This window comes from Candidatus Margulisiibacteriota bacterium, from assembly GCA_041650635.1.
GTDB lineage: Bacteria > Margulisbacteria > WOR-1 > JAKLHX01 > JBAZKV01 > JBAZKV01.
Genome location: JBAZKV010000012.1, coordinates 30,967 through 51,980, shown reverse-complemented (window position 1 = coordinate 51,980; position 21,014 = coordinate 30,967). Strand labels below are relative to the sequence as shown.

At 47.4% G+C, this 21,014-nt stretch carries 17 protein-coding genes; 10 read left to right on the top strand and 7 right to left on the bottom strand.

Annotation, left to right across the window (positions count from 1 at the left end):
* Window positions 1–121: 121 nt before the first annotated feature.
* Together WC490_04710 and WC490_04705 are read left to right on the top strand one after the other, a co-directional pair.
* On the top strand, window positions 122–1,927 hold the full coding sequence (locus WC490_04710) for a hypothetical protein (GenBank protein MFA5097910.1): 1,806 nt from the start codon (window positions 122–124) through the stop codon (window positions 1,925–1,927).
* Window positions 1,928–2,464: 537 nt separating this feature from the next.
* On the top strand, window positions 2,465–3,556 hold the full coding sequence (locus WC490_04705; protein MFA5097909.1) for a PDDEXK nuclease domain-containing protein: 1,092 nt from the start codon (window positions 2,465–2,467) through the stop codon (window positions 3,554–3,556).
* Here WC490_04705 and WC490_04700 read toward each other — a convergent pair.
* Entirely contained in the window at window positions 3,529–5,718 is a 2,190-nt protein-coding gene (locus tag WC490_04700) for a hypothetical protein (GenBank protein ID MFA5097908.1), read from the bottom strand. The genes WC490_04705 and WC490_04700 overlap by 28 nt on opposite strands.
* A gap of 93 nt (window positions 5,719–5,811) precedes the next feature.
* On the opposite strand from WC490_04700, the gene WC490_04695 reads away from it, so the two are divergent.
* On the top strand, window positions 5,812–6,228 hold the full coding sequence (locus WC490_04695; protein ID MFA5097907.1) for a CARDB domain-containing protein: 417 nt from the start codon (window positions 5,812–5,814) through the stop codon (window positions 6,226–6,228).
* Window positions 6,229–6,246: 18 nt separating this feature from the next.
* Here WC490_04695 and WC490_04690 read toward each other — a convergent pair whose 3' ends face one another.
* The 3 genes from WC490_04690 to WC490_04680 are packed head-to-tail and all read right to left on the bottom strand — an operon-like array spanning window position 6,247 to window position 10,601.
* The gene (locus WC490_04690) at window positions 6,247–6,939 is read right to left on the bottom strand and encodes a class I SAM-dependent methyltransferase (protein MFA5097906.1); all 693 of its coding nucleotides are present in this window, start codon (window positions 6,937–6,939) and stop codon (window positions 6,247–6,249) included.
* Window positions 6,936–10,136: a carbamoyl-phosphate synthase large subunit gene (gene carB, locus WC490_04685; protein MFA5097905.1), complete on the bottom strand. Its 3,201-nt coding sequence runs from the start codon at window positions 10,134–10,136 to the stop codon at window positions 6,936–6,938. Before carB ends, WC490_04690 begins: the two co-directional genes overlap by 4 nt.
* Entirely contained in the window at window positions 10,137–10,601 is a 465-nt protein-coding gene (locus WC490_04680; protein ID MFA5097904.1) for a hypothetical protein, read from the bottom strand.
* Window positions 10,602–10,631: 30 nt separating this feature from the next.
* On the opposite strand from WC490_04680, the gene WC490_04675 reads away from it, so the two are divergent.
* Window positions 10,632–11,690, top strand: a complete 1,059-nt coding sequence (locus WC490_04675; GenBank protein MFA5097903.1) for a permease — start codon at window positions 10,632–10,634, stop codon at window positions 11,688–11,690.
* On the opposite strand, the gene WC490_04670 is transcribed toward WC490_04675, so the two are convergent.
* The 3 genes from WC490_04670 to WC490_04660 are packed head-to-tail and all read right to left on the bottom strand — an operon-like array spanning window position 11,661 to window position 15,370.
* Window positions 11,661–13,142, bottom strand: coding sequence for a DUF2779 domain-containing protein (locus WC490_04670; GenBank protein ID MFA5097902.1), 1,482 nt, complete (start codon window positions 13,140–13,142; stop codon window positions 11,661–11,663). The two genes, WC490_04675 and WC490_04670, sit on opposite strands and share 30 nt — an antisense overlap.
* A 6-nt stretch (window positions 13,143–13,148) precedes the next feature.
* Window positions 13,149–13,526 (bottom strand): protease inhibitor I42 family protein, encoded by a 378-nt coding sequence (locus WC490_04665; protein MFA5097901.1) that lies wholly within the window; start codon window positions 13,524–13,526, stop codon window positions 13,149–13,151.
* 2 nt (window positions 13,527–13,528) lie between these two features.
* The gene (locus WC490_04660; GenBank protein ID MFA5097900.1) at window positions 13,529–15,370 is read right to left on the bottom strand and encodes a carbon starvation protein A; all 1,842 of its coding nucleotides are present in this window, start codon (window positions 15,368–15,370) and stop codon (window positions 13,529–13,531) included.
* Between the two features lie 83 nt (window positions 15,371–15,453).
* Between WC490_04660 and WC490_04655 the strand changes: the two genes are divergently transcribed.
* From WC490_04655 to bioF, 6 genes are read left to right on the top strand one after another with little or no spacing between them, the layout of a single operon-like run.
* Window positions 15,454–16,110 carry a hypothetical protein gene (locus tag WC490_04655; protein MFA5097899.1) on the top strand — a complete coding sequence of 219 codons (657 nt, stop codon included), beginning with the start codon at window positions 15,454–15,456 and terminating at the stop codon, window positions 16,108–16,110.
* Window positions 16,091–18,076 (top strand): alpha-glucan family phosphorylase, encoded by a 1,986-nt coding sequence (gene glgP, locus WC490_04650; GenBank protein ID MFA5097898.1) that lies wholly within the window; start codon window positions 16,091–16,093, stop codon window positions 18,074–18,076. The genes WC490_04655 and glgP overlap by 20 nt, the downstream gene beginning before the upstream one ends.
* Window positions 18,073–18,654, top strand: a complete 582-nt coding sequence (locus WC490_04645) for an ATP-binding cassette domain-containing protein (protein ID MFA5097897.1) — start codon at window positions 18,073–18,075, stop codon at window positions 18,652–18,654. The genes glgP and WC490_04645 overlap by 4 nt, the downstream gene beginning before the upstream one ends.
* Before the next feature lie 60 nt (window positions 18,655–18,714).
* Window positions 18,715–18,876 carry a hypothetical protein gene (locus WC490_04640; GenBank protein ID MFA5097896.1) on the top strand — a complete coding sequence of 54 codons (162 nt, stop codon included), beginning with the start codon at window positions 18,715–18,717 and terminating at the stop codon, window positions 18,874–18,876.
* A 31-nt stretch (window positions 18,877–18,907) separates the two neighbouring features.
* Window positions 18,908–19,858 (top strand): biotin synthase BioB, encoded by a 951-nt coding sequence (gene bioB, locus WC490_04635; protein MFA5097895.1) that lies wholly within the window; start codon window positions 18,908–18,910, stop codon window positions 19,856–19,858.
* Window positions 19,843–20,982, top strand: a complete 1,140-nt coding sequence (bioF, locus tag WC490_04630; GenBank protein ID MFA5097894.1) for an 8-amino-7-oxononanoate synthase — start codon at window positions 19,843–19,845, stop codon at window positions 20,980–20,982. The genes bioB and bioF overlap by 16 nt, the downstream gene beginning before the upstream one ends.
* Window positions 20,983–21,014 lie beyond the last annotated feature (32 nt).

Sequence of the window (21,014 nt, the reverse complement as noted above, 5' to 3'; positions counted from 1 at the left end):
TGCGTTTAATAATCTCCTGTTTCTGCTCGGCCGTTAGTGTTGGGAAACCTTTTGGCATGTGCCTTCACCCCTTTCTACTAGTCAGATTATACTGAAACTACTTGTCTAGTATAAGGGGTACATGCCAAAACTTATATTCCATTTGTCAAACAATGAAAAGAAAACGAAGAAGATAGACAAAAACAAGTATGAAAGATTCTGGTCATTATATGAAAGAGTCAGCGATCCGGATGTGATCAGAGAGATAATCACTAAATTAGACTGCCTTACCGAAGAAGATGAGAGGCGCTTTACAGGGGAATACTTTACTCCTCCAAGATTTGCCGGCAAAGCTATTAAGTATATAGAAAAGGTGGCCGGCAAAAAATGGTGGAACGATCCGAATGTCCGCCTGTGGGATATGGCAGCCGGAACTGGCAATTTGGAGTGGTTGCTGCCGGTAAAAGCGCACAAGCAAATCTATCTCTCGACTTTGCTTCAGGATGATGTAAATTATTGCAAAAGATTATTCCCCGAAGCGACATCTTTTAAATATGATTATCTTAATGATGATATAGATTACTTGTTTGGTGATATGTTCTCAAAAGGCAAATCATACAGTTTGCCGGATAATCTGGTTAAAGATCTGAATAATCCGGATATCAAATGGATAATATTTATTAATCCCCCGTTTGGAACAGCGCAACCTGGCAAACTACAAACCGGAAAATACAAAAATGATATTAGTAAGAATAAAATTCAAAAGGTAATGGAAAGATGTAATTATGGCGAGGTTTCAAGAGAACTATTTTCGCAATTCTTGTATAGAATAGCTAATGAGTTTGAAAATAAGAAAGCCTTGCTTTGTATGTTCTCTAAAATTAAATACCTGAACTCGAATAATGATCAAAAGTTGAGGGATAGTGTATTTCTCTTTAAATACGAAAGAGGTTTTGCTTTTTCATCAGCAAACTTTTCCGGAACATCAAAGGCAAGTCAATTTCCGGTGGGCTTTTTAATTTGGGATATACATAAAAAGGATGTTATTGAAAAACAAAGAATAATGTTGGATTTGCTGGATGAAGATGGATATAAAATTGCTGAAAAGGTCATATCCACAAAAAATAGGAAGGGTTTTCTGAATAAATGGATAGATAGACCTCAAAATAGCAGGGCTAATATCTTGCCCCCATTAGGGGGAGCGATTAAAATCAAAGACTCTAATAAAGATATAAGACATAGAATATGTGCTAACTTTATTGGATCGTTAATGTGTTGCGGTAACGATTTTCAGCAACAAAACCTAACTGCAATATATTCTGCGCCACAAGCAAGCGCCGGGTCTCATTCCATTACGCCAAAGATATTTGAACAGTCAATGGTTGTTCACGCTGTAAGAAGAATTCCAAAAGCGAACTGGATAAATGACAGAGATCAGTTTATGCAGCCAATTAAGAAATTATCACAAGAATTTATCAATGATTGTGTTGTATGGTCTTTATTTAGCAGATCAAATGAAACTTCTTCACTAAGAAATGTTCTTTACAAAGGGAAAAGGCATCAAATAATTAACCAATTCTTCCCATTCACATTAAGTGAAATATTAAAATGGGACATTCCGGATAAGGATATTATCGAATCCATAAAAAAAGATGAAACTGATAGATTTGTCGCTAACTGGCTTTCAGAACATCATTTATCAAAAGAGGCTAAAGAAGTGCTTAAGATAGGCAGGAGCATTTACAAGCTGTATTTTGAAAGCTTTAATCAATTAGCAACCGCACAGTTTAAAATAGAATGGTGGGACGCGGGTTGGTGGCAGATAAAAAAAGCGCTTCAGGACCAAAATCTTGGCAATGAATTGTTCCTGCAATTAGCAGAAGCGCAAGATAAGCTAAAAGATAAATTATTACCTGAAATAATTGATTATGGCTTTGTAACTGAGTAGATCATTTCATTCCTGTCCCTGATGACCTAATCTCCTGATTTTCTCCCCACCAATTTCCTAATAATCAGATAACCTTAGCTCATCATCGCGCTGGTGGAGACGGATAGGGTCATGAAGGAGATCGATAGTATCGCCGCTTATTAGTATTGTTTTCTTTCTTTAATATCCAAATCAACTCTCCGGACATTTCTTCTCCTACTTTTCTTGTATCGACAAGAAATCCCTCGCAGGCTCGGGATAAAATCCGCAAAAGAAACTCGCGGGGGCTCTCCCTCGGCTCCGCTCGGGACAAGCCGCCCCCAGCTCCCCCGCGATTGCCGCCCGCCTGCCGCGGGCAGGTAAGCTCCCGACTTGCTCATCTCAACTCCTCGGCGTCGTTGCTGAATTGTGCACAGAAAATTGACATGTCTTGTATTCGTCTATGTGTCGTCGCCCGCAACGGCAATCGCCTATTAAAGAATGTTTGATGCCACAGGCGGGGAAATTGCTATATACCACTTTGTGAGGCAAAAATTGTCTTATAAAGGAGGTTTTATCATGAAAAGAGCCGGAAATAGTGATGGGGGTGCCTGCACTGAGCGACCCCGAGCGAATCCTGAGCGAGTCGAAGGAGAGTCGAGGGGGAGTCGAAGTGTTGAAAAATCCAACAGTTATCCCGATCCATCCTTCGGTAAAATCAAGGCACTGATAGACAAGGCACGCTATAATGCTTTGAAATCAGTCAATTCAGAGCTTGTTTCCTTGTACTGGAATATAGGGTCCTTTATCAGTAAGCGCATGAAGACTGCCGTGTGGGGAAAAAAGACTATAGATCAGCTTGCCGAGTATCTAAACGGCCATGGAGCTGATTATAAAGGTTTTAATCGCCGGAACCTGTACAGGATGCGCCAATTTTATGAAACCTATCAAAACAATGAAATTGTGTCACCACTGGTGACACAATTGAGCTGGTCCAAACATCTTCTTATTCTGTCCAAAACAAAAAGCATTGAAGAGAAGGAGTTTTACATCCAGCTCGCGATCAGAGAAAACTATTCCAAGAAGGAACTGGAGAGGCAATTGGATAGCGCTGTTTACGAAAGGACTCTGCTATCATCAAAATTGATGTCGCCAAGCAAATCAGGTGAAGTTGAATTAAGGCAAAATTTAAAAGACTCCTATGTGTTTGAATTTCTTGGCTTACAGGAAGGCCACGACGAAAGCGACCTGCAAAAGGGACTGATCCGGAACCTTAAACTGTTCCTTCTTGAATTGGGAAAAGACTTTCTGTTCATTAGTGAAGAGTTTAGAATTCAGGTGGGCACGCATGATTATTATATTGACCTGCTATTCTTTCATCGGGAATTGAAATGTCTTGTTGCTTTTGAACTAAAAATAACGGACTTCAAGCCGGAACACCTTGGCAAACTTAATTTTTATCTGGAAGCTCTCGATAGGGATGTTAAAAAGCCGCATGAAAATCCAAGCATAGGCATTTTGCTGTGCAAAGGAAAGGATTCAGAAGTTGTGGAATATGCGCTAAACCGTTTTCTTTCTCCAGCCATGGTTTCCGAATATTCATTAAAATTGCCGGACAAGAAACTGCTCCGCGAAAAACTTCATTATCTGTTTGACTCAGAAAAATCATGAGGGAGCCAGTAATCATCCAGCTTATATCTTTGCGGATCAGGCCCGGATTGCGCATCAAAGAAGCTGTTCATCCACTGCATTTCCTGAATGGATGTGGTCTGTTTAAGGTCGGGATATTTTCCGCTGATGCTGATCTTTACAGAACTTGCGGCGATGTCAAACGGGATCGTAACGGGAATGAACACCTGTCGCAAGGTCTTCCAGAAGCCGGCAATGAACTTTACTCCCGCTGTGACATGCGTATCCATGTCAAAGTCGATGGATCCGGCAAGGTATAAGCTAAGTTTATACGCCTTGCACAGCATGTTCTGCAGGGTGATCTTTTCGTCCTTTATTTCAAAATTGCCGATTATGCTTTCTATTTCCGGCATCGTAAAACCGGCTTCAAGACTTGCTACTCCTGCTTCGGCATTTGAAAAGATGGGCACATTCTGAAGGTTGGCTTTTCTAAGATCCACATATCCGCCGCCCCTTGCGGTCTTATGGTCATTCCAGTCGGCAACGCAGACGACGCTGCCGTCAAATTTGCCTTTTAGGTTCTTGTATTTTGGCGAGATCCTTGAAAAGTCTGAAAGATCAAAATTATCTATATGTGTCTCGACCCCCCATTTTTTTATGTCAGTCCTGGCCAGCCCATATATTGATCCGCCGTAGAAAGGTGTCTTTGGCAAAGTGCCTTCGAACATACCGTCCACTACGGTCATCTTAAAATTAAAAGTCCCGGTATCCGGGCTAAGTGCCGACAGATATGCGACTTTGACATCGGCATCTCCGTTCAAGGTAGATGTTTTTTTAAGATAACCTTTCAGGGAGGCCGAAAAATCCACCCGGACATTTATATCGTAATCTCCTATCTGTATGCTTGCGTTAACGGTCTCGCTTGATACCGGAAGAGAAAGCAGGGCTTTCATTTTAATGTCGACAAGAAGCTCTTTGATGTCGGGGATATACCCATGTATCTCAAATGCGGCTCCCTTGGTCTTTCCTTTGACAAAGGCTTCTGCGGTGTTAAGCGAGAAGAGCCTTATCCCGAGCATTCCGTAAGCATCACCGTATTTGCCCATAAGATAGATGTTTCTGGGATGATCAAATGTATATCTGCCGGAAAGAATGAACGCCTTTGGCCCCGCTCTTCCGTGGATCTTTTTGAAGACGATCCCCTTGTTTGTTACCTGCGCAGAACAAGTCAGGTCATTGACCGTAAGTTTGTCGCCATCCAGCGGGACAACGGCTTTCTTTAGGCGGATATTAAGAGAACTACTGTCTTTTGAGATATTGCCTTTTACCAGCTTGAGCTTTTGATCTATCACGGCATCAGAGAATACTTCTATTGTCCCGTAGCGAAGGGCTCCCTTTTTGACCGTATATCTTGCGTCAAGGGTAAGTGTATCATTGGCCAGGGAAAACCCGCCGTCAACAGTTACATCCCCTGCTTTAAGGTGCCACGGAAAGAACAGGTCGTCAAGATAATAGGCCCAGTACCTTTCCAGATATTTGGTGTTGGCTTTTATCTTTCCTTCTATCGCTTTTTTCTTGGCATCATATTTGAGCTTCAGCTCCACTGCCTCGTGTGAGGCTGCAGGGTCATTTGCTGATATTTTGGCAAAATATACCGCGTTGTCAACATTTTCGATCACTACCTTTCCGTTGACAAAGGAGCGGTCTATGGAGTTATGCTTGTGCAGATTGTCGGCAAAGCGGATAATGGAACCGGAGAATTTTATCGTTTTGAAAGAGAGTTCCGGCCCTTTTCCGGCATCCGAAGCCTCATAATAACGCAGCAAGGGCGAAAAATTCCAGTTGCCTTTGCTGTTCCTGGCTACGGTCAATTCCGTGTCCTTGATCAGGACTTCTTTAATTATCAGTTCTCTTTTTATCAGAGCATTGAGGTCAAGAGCTATGTCGACCTCTTTTACACTGAAGAGCCGTGCGGAGCCTGCTGTCAACTCAACCTCCTCAAGGAAAAGGCCTTTTTGAAAGTTAAAAGCGACCCTGCCCACACTAAGAGAGGCTGCTCCTTTAAAAGTTCTGTTAATAGAGGAAACAAGCCGGGGCGCCAGGATAGAAGGAATGACATAATTGACCGCCAGATAAAAGGCTGCTGTCAAAGATGTTGCGGATACAAGGAACAGGACCAGCAAGGCTTTTAAGATGAGTTTCAATTATTTTTCCGCCTAGTTGATTATATATTCCGTCCGGAATAAATACAATGTGCGCCCGGACGTATGGTATAATCTTTTCCATGGGAGGATCAAATGAAGCTAAAACCGCTGCTTAGTCTTCTTGTGTTGGCGCTTGTCACAGGGAGCGTGTTTTCTGCCGTTGCCAAAAAGCCTGATCTTACAGTATCAAAACTGAGAGTGGACAGCTCAAAAACAGCAAAGACGGGAGAGGTAAAGATAATCTACGAAGTAAAGAACATCGGCAAAGCCGCTGCTCCGGCCTCGCTGGCAAAGCTGAGCATAAAGTCTGACAAGAACAGAGTGCACAGCACCCCTTCGGTCCCGTCGCTTTCGCCGGGTGCCACCTATGTGGGGGAGGCAGTGTACAAGGTCACTTCAAAAAAGAATGTTGTTTTTAAGATGACGGCGGACTATGACAACAAGATAAACGAGACCAACGAGATCAATAACCAGAATTCCGTTTCATTTTCTTTCGGCAAGGCTTTTTAGAAGAGGGCAGGAAGCAGGTCAGGGCTTAACGCCCCCGTACACCGCAAAGTTATAATAGCGCCAAAAGACCTCGACTTTTGTAAAACCTGCAGTTTTTAGGTTCTCTATTTCGCTCATCAGGACCGCGGGACGGTCTTCCGCTTCGTACTTGTGGATATTGTCCGTTATCTGATCCTCTGTAAGGTTTTTGCTTTTGAACTTTCTCCATTTGTCCAGGCAAACCTGCTGCCGATCGTCGTCCGATGCCAGGATTATATCGGCGTTAATGAAAACGCCGCCGCTGTTCAGCGCGGCGAACGATCTTTTCTGAAATGCCAGTTTATCCCTGTCCGTTCCAAGATGATGCAGCGCAAGAGAGGATATGACCGCATCAACATTATCTTTGAAATTATAACCTGATATATCGGCCTGTTCAAAAGCTATGTGTTCAAGACCCCTCAGCTTTTGTTTTGCCATATCAAGCATCTTTAGCGAAAAATCAACGCAGGACACGCTTGCTTTGGGGAACTTCTTTTTTAAGAGATATGTAAGAGCCCCAGTGCCGCAGCCCATATCGATCGCGGAGAAAGCCCGCTCATTTGTAAAGGTTATGTTGCTTATCAGAGCATCAAGCATTTGAAGGTAATAGGGTACGACCCTGATCACATGTGAGTCAAAGATGCCTGCTTCTGCGTCAAAATGGTCCTTTATTTTATCCAGTCTTTCATTCATTGATCTTTGTTTTTGTGGTATTCCTGCAGGGATCTTATTTCAATGCCGCCTGTTTTTATTGCTTCTATCCCTTCGGCGGCGGCATTTGCGGCCGCTATGGTGGTGATGTAAGGTATCTTATATTTGATCGCTGCTTTGCGGATGTAGCTGTCGTCGTATTTGCCTTCGCGCCCGACAGGGGTGTTTATTATCAGATCAATTTTGCCGTTGGCTATATCGTCCGCTATGTTGGGCCGGCCTTCGTGAAGTTTAACTGCAAGTTCGGTTCTGATGTTGTTCTTTTCAAAATACTCTTTTGAGCCTTTTGTGGCCTTGATGATAAAACCAAGTTTTGAAAGCTTTTTTGCGGTTTCCAGTATGAGAGGTTTTTCCCTGTCAATGACGGAGATAAAGACGGAGCCTTTTGACGGCAGTTTTTGGCCTGCGGCTTCCTGCGATTTATAGTAGGCAAGCCCAAAAGACCTCGCCATGCCGAGAACCTCTCCGGTGGCTTTCATCTCAGGGCCGAGCACAGGGTCTACAGCGGGAAAAGCGTAGAACGGAAAGACCGCTTCCTTTACGCCCAGATGAGACACGGTCCTCTTTGAAGAGGGGATCAAGTCTTTGAGTTTTTTGCCGAGCATTATCTGTGTTGCTATCCTTGCCATTTGGATATCCATAACCTTGCTTACCAGAGGAACTGTCCTTGAAGCCCTGGGGTTGGCCTCCAGGATATATACTTTTCCGTCGGCTATGGCATACTGGATGTTCATGAGCCCAACGACCTTCAATTCTTTTGCGATGCGTCTTGAATAGTCCTCTATGACCGCAAGGTGTTCCTTGCTTATGCTCCTTGACGGCACCACGCAGGCGCTGTCGCCAGAGTGTATCCCCGCCAGTTCTATGTGCTCCATCACGGCAGGCAGATAAACATCCTGTCCGTCGGAGATGGCATCCACTTCCACTTCAAGCGCCTGTTCCAGGAATTTGTCGATAAGCATCGGGAACTCGGGGGTTATTTCTATTGCGGTTTTTACATAATCGATCAGCATTTTTTCGTCATAAACTATCCTCATGCCTCTTCCGCCGAGTACAAATGACGGCCTTACCATGAGGGGATAGCCTATCTTTCCTGCTTTTTCGACGGCCTCCTTTTCGGACAGCGCGGTATGGCTCTCGGGCTGAGGTATCCCGAGCTTCTGTATGATGTGCTTGAACTTTTCCCTGTCCTCGGCGGTGTGTATGCTTTCCCAGCTGGTGCCAAGCAGTTTGACTCCCGCATCCACCAGGTCCTTTGCTATGTTCAGCGGTGTTTGTCCGCCAAACTGTACGATTACGCCCTCCGGCTTTTCTTTTTCATAAATGCTAAGGACATCTTCCACCGTCAGGGGTTCAAAATAGAGTTTGTCCGAAGTATCGTAGTCGGTCGAGACCGTTTCGGGGTTGCAGTTGACCATTATCGATTCTATGCCGGCTTCCCTTAGGGCAAAAGCGGCATGCACGCAGGTGTAATCAAATTCTATGCCCTGGCCGATCCTGTTGGGGCCTCCGCCGAGTATCATGATCTTTCTATTGTTCGAGACCGGAACATTGTCCTTGCCGTTGTAGGTTGAATAATAATAGGCTGCGCTTGCTCCGCTCACGGGGACGGGTTCAAACTGTTCCGCTTTGCCCCAAGAAAGTCTCTGCTTTCTGATCTCTTTCTCGGGGGTTTTTGTCAATTCCGAAAGATATTTGTCGGAAAACCCGTCTTCCTTTGCCTTAAGAAAAAGCTCCTTAGGTACCAAGGCGCCTTTATATGAACTAATTTTTGCTTCGAACTCCGCAAGTTCCTTCATCTGTTCCAGGAACCATCTGTTGATCCTGGTCATCTGCCACAATTCTTCTACCCCCATTCCTTTCTTCAGCGCCTCATATATGTAGAACACCCGCTCGCTGGACGGGTTTGCCATCCTTGCTTTAAGCTGCGCAAGGTCCAGCGACCCGAATTTGGGGACCCCAAGCCCGTACCTCTTTATCTCGAGCGACCTGATAGCCTTTTGCACGGCCTCCTTAAAGTTCTTGCCTATGCTCATCACTTCGCCCACGGCCTGCATCTGTGTCCCCAGTTTGTCCTCGGCCTCCGTGAACTTTTCAAAAGCCCATCTGGCGAACTTTATCACCACATAGTCGCCGCCCGGCTTGTATTTGTCCAGAGTGCCTTCTTTCCAGTAGGGCAGTTCGTCAAGAGTAATGCCTACCGCCAATTTGGTGGAGATCCTTGCGATAGGGAATCCGGTCGCCTTTGACGCCAGGGCGGAGGACCTTGAGGTCCTTGGGTTTATCTCTATTATGACGATCCTGCCGGACTTTCTATCGTGGCCGAACTGGACATTGCAGCCTCCCAGCACCTCGATCTCATCGACCACTTTATAGGACATTTCCTGAAGTCTTTTCTGGGTCTCTTCGGGCACGGTCAGCATTGGAGCGGCGCAAAAACTGTCGCCGGTGTGCACACCCATAGGGTCTATGTTCTCGATAAAACAGACGGTTATTTTGTTGCCTTTTGCATCCCGCACCACCTCAAGTTCAAGCTCGTCCCAGCCAAGAACAGACTCTTCCACCAGTATCTGGCCTATCGGGCTTGACGAAAGACCCCTGGCGGCTACTGTCCTCAATTCTTCTATATTATAGACCGCTCCTCCTCCGGTGCCTCCCATTGTGTAGGCTGGCCTCAGTATCAAAGGAAAACCTATCTTTTTTGCGATCTCTTCGGCCTCTTTTACGCTGTAGGCCAGCTCGCTCTTGGGCATTTCTATGCCGAGTTTGTGCATTGATTCCTTAAAGGCCTTTCTGTCTTCGCCTCTTTCTATGGCATCGGCTTTTACCCCGATGAGCTCGACCCCGTATTTGGCCAGGATGCCTTTTTTGTGAAGTTCCGAGGACAGGTTAAGCCCTGTCTGTCCGCCAAGGTTAGGCAAAAGCGCGTCAGGCCTTTCTTTTTTTATTATTTTTTCCAGATGTTCGGCATTGAGAGGCTCGATATATGTGGCATCGGCTATCTTGGGGTCGGTCATTATCGTGGCCGGATTGGAATTTACCAGCACCACATTATAACCTTCTTCCCTCAGCGCTTTGCAGGCCTGGGTCCCCGAGTAGTCAAACTCGCAGGCCTGTCCGATGATGATTGGTCCCGATCCGATAACCAGCACTTTCTTGATGTCAGTTCTTCTAGGCATTTAATTTCCCTTTCTTTTGGTGGGCACCGTAAATATATTATCACAGTTCTCAAAGTTGAAACCGCAGCCCGGAAGGAAGACGGGCTCTTTAAAATGATCTATCAGCGGATAATTGCGGCAGATATTGGGGCGCCAGAAATAATTGCCGCAAGTGCCGTCGGCATTCTGGTTTGAGCATGAAAACACTAAGCAGCAGCTTTCCTCGTCCACTTCTATAAAACGGAACTCGAACAGCCACTCTATCCATTTTACTGCCACAAATCGAAAAAGGGGCGAATTTAGCTGGGCCGGGGTCCCCTTTAGCAGGATCCTCCTGCAGCAGCTGCCGCATTTGAGGCATTTTCCGGTCAGCCGGTATTTTGGCGTAAAAAAGAGGCTCTTTATCAGGTTGGTGAGAAAATTGTCCGCAAGAACAAAGACCATGAGGGTCTTTTTTATCGCCTTCATAATTGTCCTTTTTGTCATGATATCATATACCGTGAGAGGGGGCATTTTATGGAACACACACATTGCGTGCCCGAAAAAGAGGGTTGCTGCTGCAAAGTCCAAACCCCGCAGCCGCTGTGGAAGAACAGGCTTTTTATCATTACGCTTGTCTATTTTGCCGTTTTCTATTTTGGGAACTTTGTAGGGGCCCTTTCCCCTCTGAGCATGGCGCTGTGGATGTATTCAGGCGTCATCGCTTTGCCGGTGCTGCTTGGGCTGCTCATAGGAGGGCTGATAGACTGGCTGGTGCCGTCAGAGTACATCTCCAAACTGCTGGCACGGAAGAAAAAAAGGACCATTCCTTACGCCGTCATTTCGGGGTTCCTGATGTCTGCCTGCAGCCACGGGATACTGGCCATCTCCATCCAGCTTTACAAAAAGGGAGCCTCCACGCCTTCTGTTGTGGCGTTCCTTCTGGCAAGCCCGTGGGCCAATCTGCCTCTAACCATGATAATGTTCGGGTTTTTCGGGATAAGGGCCCTGTTCATAATCTTTGGCGCAGTAGTGATCGCCCTGATATCGGGATACATTTTTATGTTCCTTGAAGGCAGAAACCTTGTGGACAGCAATCCTAACACGGTAGAGGTCGAGGATTCTTTTTCAATTCTGAAGGACGCTGCTTTAAGGCTTTCCAGGGTCAAGGTTGGTCTTTTGCCGGCTCTTGAAGGGGCCAAAGCTGTGTGGAAGGGAACCCTTGCGCTGGCGGATATGGTGCTTTGGTGGATAATGCTTGGTGCTTTTCTTTCCAGCCTGGCGGCAGCTTATGTGCCGAGCGGGATCTTTCAAAACTATATGGGGCCCACTGTTGCAGGGCTTTTGGCAACGCTGCTGCTGGCCACGGTGATAGAGATCTGCTCGGAAGGCTCTGCGCCGCTTGCCTTTGAGATCTTTAGGCAGACAGGCGCGCTGGGCAACAGTTTTGTGTTCTTAATGGCCGGTGTTGTTACCGACTACACCGAGATAGGGCTGCTGTGGGCCAATATCGGTTGGAGAACCGCTCTCTGGCTGCCTGCCGTGGCGGTGCCTCAGACAATTATTCTAGGGCTGATAGCCAACAGATTTTTGTAGGACACCCAGGATATCGATCATCCCCTTTGTGTCTAGTTCGCAGTATTTTTCAAGTGCTCCGTAAATCCTTTTCTTTTCTTCTTCAGCCGTGTTCTCATCATAGGCGGCGCGCATGTACTCTATCCTTGCCATCCCTCCCTCGGCTATCTCCATGCCTTTGTAGGAAATGCCGGTCAGGGCAGGCAGCACATATTTCATTGAGGCGCTGCCTTGCTGACGGGGATGATAATAGTCCAGCTTTTTGAACGGCTCGAGCAGGTCTATGAACCTTGTTCTTATCGTTTCGAACCAGTCCGAGTATTCGGTAAAAGCGTCGGCGCAGTTCTTAAGGCATTTGATCTCGAAAGCAGCATTGTAAGCCATGATCGAACCCTTGTCGGCGAGCAGCTCCTTAAGTTCCTTAAGAAGTGCTTTTCTCGGATCTGTGCGGTCTTTCCAGAGAAATTGGTGGTGTTGTGCTTTGGAGCTCGCGCTTTCGATAACATGGAGCGAGAACTGGAAAGGGACATCCTCATAGGGCCTGCAGTTTTGGAACATAGGCACTGCAGGGGCAACGGTTTCAAAGTCAAGCAGGTACAGAGGATATTCAATGCGCTCAAGGAAAGCGGAGAGCTCTTCTTTGTTTATATTGGGGCTTCCCGACTTATGGCAGGCCACCTGGATTGCGTGTTTGTCGTTCAGTTCAAAATCGTCCGGAATATTCTTCATGGACAAAATGCCTTTTTCCATCAGAGCCCAGGAAGCGTCCTTTCTGTTGCGGAGCATAAAAACATGGTCATCGGGAAGAAATGACCAGCACTTTTCCTCCAGCGCACAGCCTCTGCACTGCTTGCCGACCTGTGCCTCAGGCTCCTTACCGTCAATTACCAGTGCCATTTTGCCGAGGAAAAGGTCTGTGTTGGCGCTGTATTCCTCGGTCCTTTCCGTCACATCATATTTGACGAACAGATCCTTAAGGTCGAGGTCCTTTCCTCTGTGATAATCCCTGTTTAGGTGCATGACAAAGCATTTATCTATCTTTACCCCTTTTCCTTCGCAGACATATTTCTGGAAGGCGACATCATATAAATGGTCCTCTTTTACATCGGTGGTGCTTTTAACTTCTATTATGTTCCAACTGCCGCCTTTGGAAGGCTCCAGTATATCGGCTATTGCATAGCCGCGCCGGTGCGTGAACCCGGCCTCAAAAACAGGTTTTCTTTTTTTAATGGCCGCAAGAGACGCCCTTTCCACTTCAAAAGGGTCCTTGGACCACTCTATTTCTATGCCGTTAGGGAAAAGTTCTCTGGCCAGTTTTCCCACAGCGATACCCTGTTTCATTATCTCAAGGTCAAATACGGCGGGGGCGGGGATGGCTTTCTTGTTGTTGTATTCAATCCAGAGCAGTTTAAGGCATTGGATCCCGTGGATGTACTTTCCTTTTGAGATAAGAGGCCTTTGCGTCTTTGTCATAGACAGCTACCTGACCCTTATGCTGAAGGTCTTTGTCCTGGCGGGCGGGACCCCTTTTTCCCAGGGCCTTTGATAGGACATTTCTATCCTGGCTTTTCCCGGTCTGAGAGCTTTGAAGCTCCAGATCTCCTGTCCTCCGCTTCCCGAAAGAACGGGCCGGTCAGGTTCATACCTGGATGCCGAGGCTTTAACGATCCTTTTATCCGAGATCTTTGAGATCTTCCAGGAATATCCGGTGGTAGGATTGGATCTTAACCGGATGGAAAATGATGAATAAGGTTTTGTTTGGATCAGGTCCGGTCGGTTTTCCGCAGCAAAAGCCGATCCTGTTGTAAAGGCAAGGACCGTTAAAGTTAATGCTAATATTGGCCGGAACTTCCTCATTGCTATATATCAAGCTCCAATGCTTCCTCTTTTTCGGATGTCTTTTCTTCTTTGTCAGGGCTTTGAGCTGATAGCCCGTGCTCTTTTAAGTAAGCGGCCCATTTTATGAACGCGTCAACGGCTATGATAAGGACGAGTATAAGCATCACGCAGGAGAGCAGGGCGTTCAATCTGCCGTTAAAGGTCTGTTTCGGCAGATAGTTCCAGAATATGTTCTCTATGCCTGCGGTCGCTGTGGTGGCAAGCATAAAGACCATAGGGATGAACGTGACCAGGGCATAGAGTTTTTTTCTGCTGTTCTTAAGGATTATAGTTGTTCCTATTATCAGAGCCGCAGTAGCCAGCAATTGATTTGCCACCCCGAACATCGGCCAGATAGTTGCGATGTCCCCGTTGTAAACCATATATCCCCAAGAAAAAACCACCAAAAAGCTCGAAACTGCTATTCCGGGCTTCCATTTTATGTCAGAAAAAGGTTTTGAGACCTTTCCCAGTATCTCCTGCGTAATGAACCTTGCCACCCGGGTGCCTGTGTCAACGGTGGTCAGAATGAACAATGCTTCGAACATAATGACAAAGTGATACCAATAACCCATCAGGCCTTTCATCCCCGGTATGCCGGAAAAGATCTGTGCCATGCCGACAGCAAGCGATACCGCGCCTCCGGGCCGCCCGGCAATGTTCTCCTGCACCATAGCGGACAAAACGGGCAGGTCTTTTACCTGCATTCCCAGGGTCTTAAAGACCTCCGGAGAGCAGTTTATCGCAAAATAATCGGCGGGGATAAGGGTGGTTGCGGCTATCAGCGCCATCAACGCCACAAACCCTTCCACCAGCATCGCTCCGTAACCTATCAGTCTGATGTCTTTTTCGCTTGAGATCATTTTTGGCGTTGTGCCGGAGGAGATCAGGGCATGGAACCCGGAGATGGCGCCGCAGGCTATAGTGATGCACACAAATGGCCAGACCCTGCCCGGGATTATAGGCCCTCCGCCGTGTATGAACGGAGTAACGGCGGGCATGCTGAGCTCGGGCCTCACAAAAAATATCCCCACCCCCAAGAGAGCAACAGTCCCTATCTTAAGGTAGGAACTAAGATAATCCCTGGGACAGAGCAGCATCCATACAGGAAGTACGGAAGCAATGAAGCCGTATACCGGAAGGATTATCGAGAGCTGCTGTTTGGAAAAAGTAAAGGCCATGGCCGCAGGAGAGTTTTGGATATAGTATCCAAAGAACACCCCCGCCAGAAGGAGAAGTGTCCCTATTAAAGATGCCCCGACAATATCGCCTTTTCTTAGTACATACATATATAGCCCAACGAACAGGGCAGCTGGGATGCTCACGGCGATGGCAAAAGTTCCCCAGGCGCTGTGGGAAAGGGCATTTACCACCACGATAGAAAGCCCAGCCAGCGCGGTTATGATAATAAAAAGCACTGCTATTGCTGTTGCTATCCCGGTGGTCTTTCCTATATAGTCCCTTGCGATTTTGTGCAGGGAAAGCCCGTTATGCCGTACCGAAGCAAAAAGGATGACATAATCGTGGACCGCTCCGGCAAGAACGGCTCCTATTATTATCCAGACGGCCCCCGGAAGATAGCCGAACTGCGCGGCAAGGACCGGCCCTATCAGAGGCCCGGCGCCGGCTATGGCGGCAAAGTGATGGCCAAAAAGCACCCATTTGTTGGTGGGGTGATAATCATGCCCGTCCCTCAGTGCGTAGGCGGGGGTCTGCCTGTTTTTGTCAAGAACAAGCACTTTTGCCGACAGAAACGCACCGTAATACCTGTAGGCCAGGGCAAAAACGCAGAGAGCGATAATGAGAAGGGTTAAGGCGTTAATTGTTGTTCTCCATGATCATTCTATTATTATCCCCCTGATAAATCAAATTTGGTAAAGCGGGATTAATTTGATAGAATAGCTTCATGGTATATCTATCTGCAGCACTGGTTCTGCTTGTCCTGGCAACTTCTGCGGCGGTCTTCTTTCTTGTGCTTAGAAAACGGTCTGTTGTTGCTTCCGATGCCAGCATAGCGGAGATGTTCTCCTCTGCTGCAGAAAGGCTGATGAGCCTTGATAGGAGCGCAAATATCTACGGGGCCATTGCAGAAGAATTGCACAAGGTCAGCGGAGATTCTTTTGTCCTTGTCAATTCCTTTGACAACATGTATGACCAGTTCTCTTCCAGGGCTATCAGCGGTGTGGGGCCTTTGGTACAAAAAGCCCTGCAGATGCTGGGCAGGGACTATTTGAACACTGTGTTCAAGCTTGATGGCGAAGCCCGGCAGATACTGACCAGCGGCCGGCTCAAGAAAGTGGAAGGCGGCATCCACAGGATCTCTCTTGGTAAAGTGCCTATGGAAATAGCCGAGGACATAGATCAGTTCTTCAAAGTCAGGCACTTTTATGCAATGGGGCTGACCAGGGAGGGCAAACTTTTGGGGAATGTGATAATCATCCCCATATTCGGGAACGATCTAAAAGACCTTAGAACAGTGGAAGCAGCTGTCAAGCTGGCTTCAGCTGCCCTGAGCAGAGTAGAGAAAGGGGACAGTAAGGGACATGAAGAACCGGCTTGTTGATCTGACGGGGATAGAAGAAAGGGGAGGTTTTTCTGCCGACATTCAGGCCTCATGGTTCGGTTATCCTATTGAGCCTATAATCGAGGCGGAAGAAAAACTGGTGTCAGGATCGTCAAGGTCCGTGGCTTATTTTTCCATGGAGTACGGGCTGGCGCCTTCTGTGTACCATGCTTTTAAGACAACAAGGAAGATCTCTCCTTCAAATTTTGTCAAGGAGCACGAAGTTTTTTCCAATATGACGCAAATGGACTATTTTCATCGGCTCAATGTGGACAGGATGATCGACCTTCCCATCTACAGCGGAGGCCTGGGCGTTCTTGCGGGCGACACGCTTAAGTCAGCTGCTGACCTTGCGCTACCTCTGGTGGCGGTGGGTGTCCTCTGGCACAAAGGTTATTTCAGCCAAAAATTCTGGTTCAAGGGCGGCGGACAGTTCCCGGAGGAGCTTACCTGGGACCCCGAAACCTATCCCGGGCTGGTCCCTCTCAAGAAGAAAGTCGATATAGCTTTAAGCGGACAGAAACTTGTCCTCAAACTGTGGAAATACTATGTGTATTCGTACGACCTTAAGAATGTCGTACCTCTGGTGCTTCTTGACGCTAATACTTTCGAAAATGTGGAATATCTCAGAGAGTATACCGACCAGTTGTACCGCAGCACCAATGCCTGGACCAAGATCGTACAGAGGATGATACTTGGGGCCGGCGGCATGGCGGCGCTGGAAGCTCTGGGCTACAAGATCGGCAGATACCACCTCAACGAAGGACATGCTGCCTTTGCCATGATAGAAAAAGCACTAAAGGTCCCGGAAAAGGAATTGTCCTCTTCATTTGGATATACCTGCCACACGCCGGTGGAGGCCGGGCATGACAGGTTCGGCCTGCAGGAGGTAGAGGCGGCCATGGGCAGCGAAAGGGCGGGTCTGACGGTAAGACTCGGATCCGATGACAAAAATCCCGGGGTAGCAAATCTTACCCAGTTGTTGATAAGGCATTGCGATAAGGTTAACGGAGTTTCCAAAAAGCACGGCGAGGTGATGCACATACAGTTCCCTCAGTTCAAGGACAAGATCAAGAGCATAACGAACGGCATCCATACTTTTACCTGGATGTCGGAACCCATAAAAAAGGTCCTCGCCAACCGCAAGGCAGAGCTTGGCGACATAGAATCCGACCCGGAACTCCTCAGGAATGTCATGCAGCTTAAAAAAGACCCCGCTTTCAGGAAAGAGCTCTGGGATGCGCATCAGGAGAACAAGAATAGGCTAGCCTCTCTTTTAAAAGCCTGGTTCTTTGATCCCAAGGTCCTTACTGTTTCGTGGGCAAGGAGGTTTGCAGGATACAAGAGGCCTACCCTTATTTTTCAGGACCCCGGAGAACTTGTGAAAATAGCAAAAGAGGCGGGAGGCCTTCAGATCATAATTGCCGGCAAGGCGCATCCTGCAGACCTTTCTGCTTCGGTGCAGATAGAAGAAATGATGTCAAAGATCACGCACCTTGGAGGGCAGAGAAAGTCCCTGAGAGTTTATTTTCTTGAGAACTACGACACATATTTTGGCAAGCTCCTTACCAGCTGCAGCGACATCTGGCTCAACAATCCTATACCTCCTTTTGAGGCTTCCGGGACCAGCGGCATGAAGGCCATTGTTAACGGGGTCCTTCAGCTCAGCACTCTTGACGGCTGGGTGGTTGAGGCAAAGGACAAGAACATTGGGCGTATCTTTGGATATGTTCCTAAAGAAGGGCAGATGGGAAGTGAAAGCGATCTGCGCCTGGAGCAGGACTCCAAAGAACTCTACAAGGCTTTAGGCGAAATGGCAAAGCTCTATTATGATACTTCTGCTGGAAATACCTCTCTTGAGGACTCCCCCTGGGTTGACATGATGATCAATTGCATAGGGGAGGCCGCTTTCTTTTCTACCCACAGGATGGTAAGACAGTACGATGCGGAGGTCTGGGAAAAATGAATACGGCGGTAGAGTTGAGAGAGGTTTCATATGCTTACCCTGGCAAGGAAGCAGCCCTTTCAAATATAAGTCTGGAAATCCTTGAGGGAGAAGCTGTCGCCATTATAGGGCCTAACGGCAGCGGCAAATCGACCCTGATCAAAATAATAGAAGGTTCTCTTAGCGGAGAAGGATTTGTCAGGGTCCTTTCATCTCCCGGAATACTGCATCAGCAGGTCCACGGGCCTTTGAGTGAGGGCGAAAACCGCTATGCCGCGGCAGAACAGCTTCTTGTGTCGGGCATAGATATAATCTGCCTTGATGAGCCTATAACCGGTCTTGACGCAAGGCACAAGGACCAGTTGGTCGGTTTGATCAGAGAAAAAGAAGGCACAAAACTTATAGCGACCTGCGACCCTGAGCTTGCCTTTGAGACCTGTTCAAAAGTGGTTCTGATCAACGGCGGTGAAATAATTAAACAGGGCCCCGCGGCTGATATACTCAGGGATGTGATCCTGCTTGAAGAAAACGACCTTGAAGTTCCTTCCACGCTTGTTCCGCCTAAAAACCCCGGACTTTATCCTATCGGTAACAATTGACGAGCGCAATTTGAAAACAGAGAGCATCTCTGATATTATGTTCTTAAAGGAGAAAAACTAATGGTAGTTGAAAGGTCCGAGTTCAAGGGTAAGCCGATGATAGTATTAAAAAGGAACGAGGATGACCAGTATCCTTTCCAGTTCGGGATGTCAAAAGCAAAACTGATACTCGAGAATATCGAGGAGATCAAGAAATTTGTCGCGGAGAACGAAAAGAAGTAAGCGTCTTTTTGTTTAATCGGGATCAGCTCGTATGAACTCCTCTTACGGCGAACTGCTTGAGCTGCCGATAGCGGACCTTATCAAGAAAGCAGACGAAAAGCGCAGGGGCCTTTCTCTGCCTCTTGATGTCTGTACGATCACAAATGCCAAGTCCGGTCTCTGCACGGAAGACTGCAAATTTTGCGCCCAATCGTCCTTTCACAGCGCCGATATAGAAGTGTACCCGCTTAAGACAAAAGAAACCATGGCTAATGAGGCGTTGCACGCGCAGGAGAACGGAGCTAAAAGATTCAGTATAGTTACGAGCGGAAATGTTCTTACAGAAGATGAACTCAAAACTATTGAAGAAACATACAGGGAAATACATAGAAATACCCCTCGACTCGCTGACGCTCGCTCGGGGCAAGCAATAGAAATACGATTGTGTGCATCGTTGGGCGCTCTTTCAGAAAAACAGTTGAAAAGACTTAAGGCTGCCGGGCTTTCCAGATATCATCATAACATCGAGACCTCAAGGAATTTCTATCCTAAAATAGTTTCAACACATACTTTTGATGAAAGGGTCGCAACGATCAAAGCTGCTAAGTCGGCGGGACTTGAGGTCTGCAGCGGAGGGATAATCGGACTGGGGGAGAGTTGGCAGGACAGGCTTGACATGGCCTCCACATTAAAAGAACTCGAAGTGGATTCGGTCCCAATAAATATCCTTGTTCCGGTCAAGGGCACAGCAATGGGAAAGGCCGACTTCATTACGCCTTTTGATGCTGTGCGCACAATTGCGATCTTCCGGATAATGCTCGGAGATGTATCTATAATAGTGGCTGCAGGCAGGGAAACAGTTATGAAGGATTACCAGGCGATGTGTTTTGCGGCAGGCGCCAACGGGATGCTGATCGGGGGATACCTAACCACGAGAGGAAGGTCTGTGGAAGAGGACAAAAAATTCATAAGAGAGATAGGGCAACTGTGGAAGACCGGATAAAGGAATTCCTTAAGACAAGAAAGGAAGAAGGCGCCTTCAGGGCTTTAACCCATCTTTCGTCAAGGAACGAGGTCGAGATAGAGATCGAAGGCTGTAGGTACATCGACTTTTCCTCTAACAATTATCTGGGGCTCTCCAGCCATCCCGCTTTGGTCGAGGCTGCAAAAAATGCCCTGGACAAATACGGGGTCGGTTCTTTGGGTTCCAGACTTCTTTCTGGGAGTTTTGATGTCCACGACGGGCTCGAAACAAAGACAGCCGAGTTCAAGCAAAAAGAGGCTGCTCTAGTATTCAATACCGGTTACCAGGCCAATGTTGGCATCATCAGCGCGCTCTGCGGCAAAGAGGACCTGGTGCTTTCGGACAGGCTAAGCCATGCCAGCATAATAGACGGAGTCCAGCTTTCCGGCGCCTCGCATTTTAGGTTCAGACACAACAATATTCAGCATCTGGAGGATATCCTGAAGCGGCACAGAAAAAACTTCAGGCACGCTCTTGTAATAACCGAGTCTGTTTTTAGCATGGACGGCGACCTGGCTCCCCTTGAGGACCTTGTAAGGATCAAGAACAAATACAACGCTCTTCTCTTTGTTGACGAGGCTCATGCCACGGGAGTTTTCGGAAAGACCGGGGCGGGATTTGTGGAGCAGGAAAAGTTGTCGGAAGAAATTGACCTGATAATGGGGACCTTCAGCAAAGCCCTGGGTAGCTTTGGCGCCTATCTTGCCTGCTCGAGGAACATGAAGAATTATCTTATAAACACCTGCCGCAGTTTTATCTATTCAACTTCTCTGCCTCCCGCGGTGGCGGCAGCCGATCTTGCCGCGATAGATGTGGTCAAAAAAGAAAGACAAAGGGCCAGGGAACTTCTTGGAAATTCCTCTTATTTCAGGTCCTTGTTAAGTGAAAAAGGCCTAAAAGTCCTGGGCAGTTCGCAGATCGTTCCTGTAGTTGTAGGAGAGAACGCTGCGGCGGTCAAGCTTTCTAACTCTCTTAAAAAGAACGGCTTCTGGGTCCTTCCGATAAGGCATCCTACCGTGCCAAAGGGCAGCGCGAGGCTGAGGTTTTCTCTCAACTTCGGGCACAGCAGAGAGATGTTAAAGAGGGTGGCGGAGGTCCTTTGATACCCCCTCACCCCGTCCCTCTCCCGATGGGA

What these genes read in the sequence shown, in the direction of transcription:
- WC490_04645 (MFA5097897.1), top strand. Translation starts at nt 18,073, where the DNA reads ATGAATACGGCGGTAGAGTTGAGAGAGGTTTCATATGCTTACCCTGGC.
- bioB (MFA5097895.1), top strand. Translation starts at nt 18,908, where the DNA reads ATGAACTCCTCTTACGGCGAACTGCTTGAGCTGCCGATAGCGGACCTT.
- WC490_04695 (MFA5097907.1), top strand. Translation starts at nt 5,812, where the DNA reads ATGAAGCTAAAACCGCTGCTTAGTCTTCTTGTGTTGGCGCTTGTCACA.
- WC490_04675 (MFA5097903.1), top strand. Translation starts at nt 10,632, where the DNA reads ATGGAACACACACATTGCGTGCCCGAAAAAGAGGGTTGCTGCTGCAAA.
- WC490_04670 (MFA5097902.1), bottom strand. Translation starts at nt 13,142, where the DNA reads ATGACAAAGACGCAAAGGCCTCTTATCTCAAAAGGAAAGTACATCCAC.
- WC490_04705 (MFA5097909.1), top strand. Translation starts at nt 2,465, where the DNA reads ATGAAAAGAGCCGGAAATAGTGATGGGGGTGCCTGCACTGAGCGACCC.
- glgP (MFA5097898.1), top strand. Translation starts at nt 16,091, where the DNA reads ATGAAGAACCGGCTTGTTGATCTGACGGGGATAGAAGAAAGGGGAGGT.
- WC490_04690 (MFA5097906.1), bottom strand. Translation starts at nt 6,939, where the DNA reads ATGAATGAAAGACTGGATAAAATAAAGGACCATTTTGACGCAGAAGCA.
- WC490_04640 (MFA5097896.1), top strand. Translation starts at nt 18,715, where the DNA reads ATGGTAGTTGAAAGGTCCGAGTTCAAGGGTAAGCCGATGATAGTATTA.
- WC490_04665 (MFA5097901.1), bottom strand. Translation starts at nt 13,526, where the DNA reads ATGAGGAAGTTCCGGCCAATATTAGCATTAACTTTAACGGTCCTTGCC.
- WC490_04710 (MFA5097910.1), top strand. Translation starts at nt 122, where the DNA reads ATGCCAAAACTTATATTCCATTTGTCAAACAATGAAAAGAAAACGAAG.
- WC490_04680 (MFA5097904.1), bottom strand. Translation starts at nt 10,601, where the DNA reads ATGACAAAAAGGACAATTATGAAGGCGATAAAAAAGACCCTCATGGTC.
- carB (MFA5097905.1), bottom strand. Translation starts at nt 10,136, where the DNA reads ATGCCTAGAAGAACTGACATCAAGAAAGTGCTGGTTATCGGATCGGGA.
- WC490_04655 (MFA5097899.1), top strand. Translation starts at nt 15,454, where the DNA reads ATGGTATATCTATCTGCAGCACTGGTTCTGCTTGTCCTGGCAACTTCT.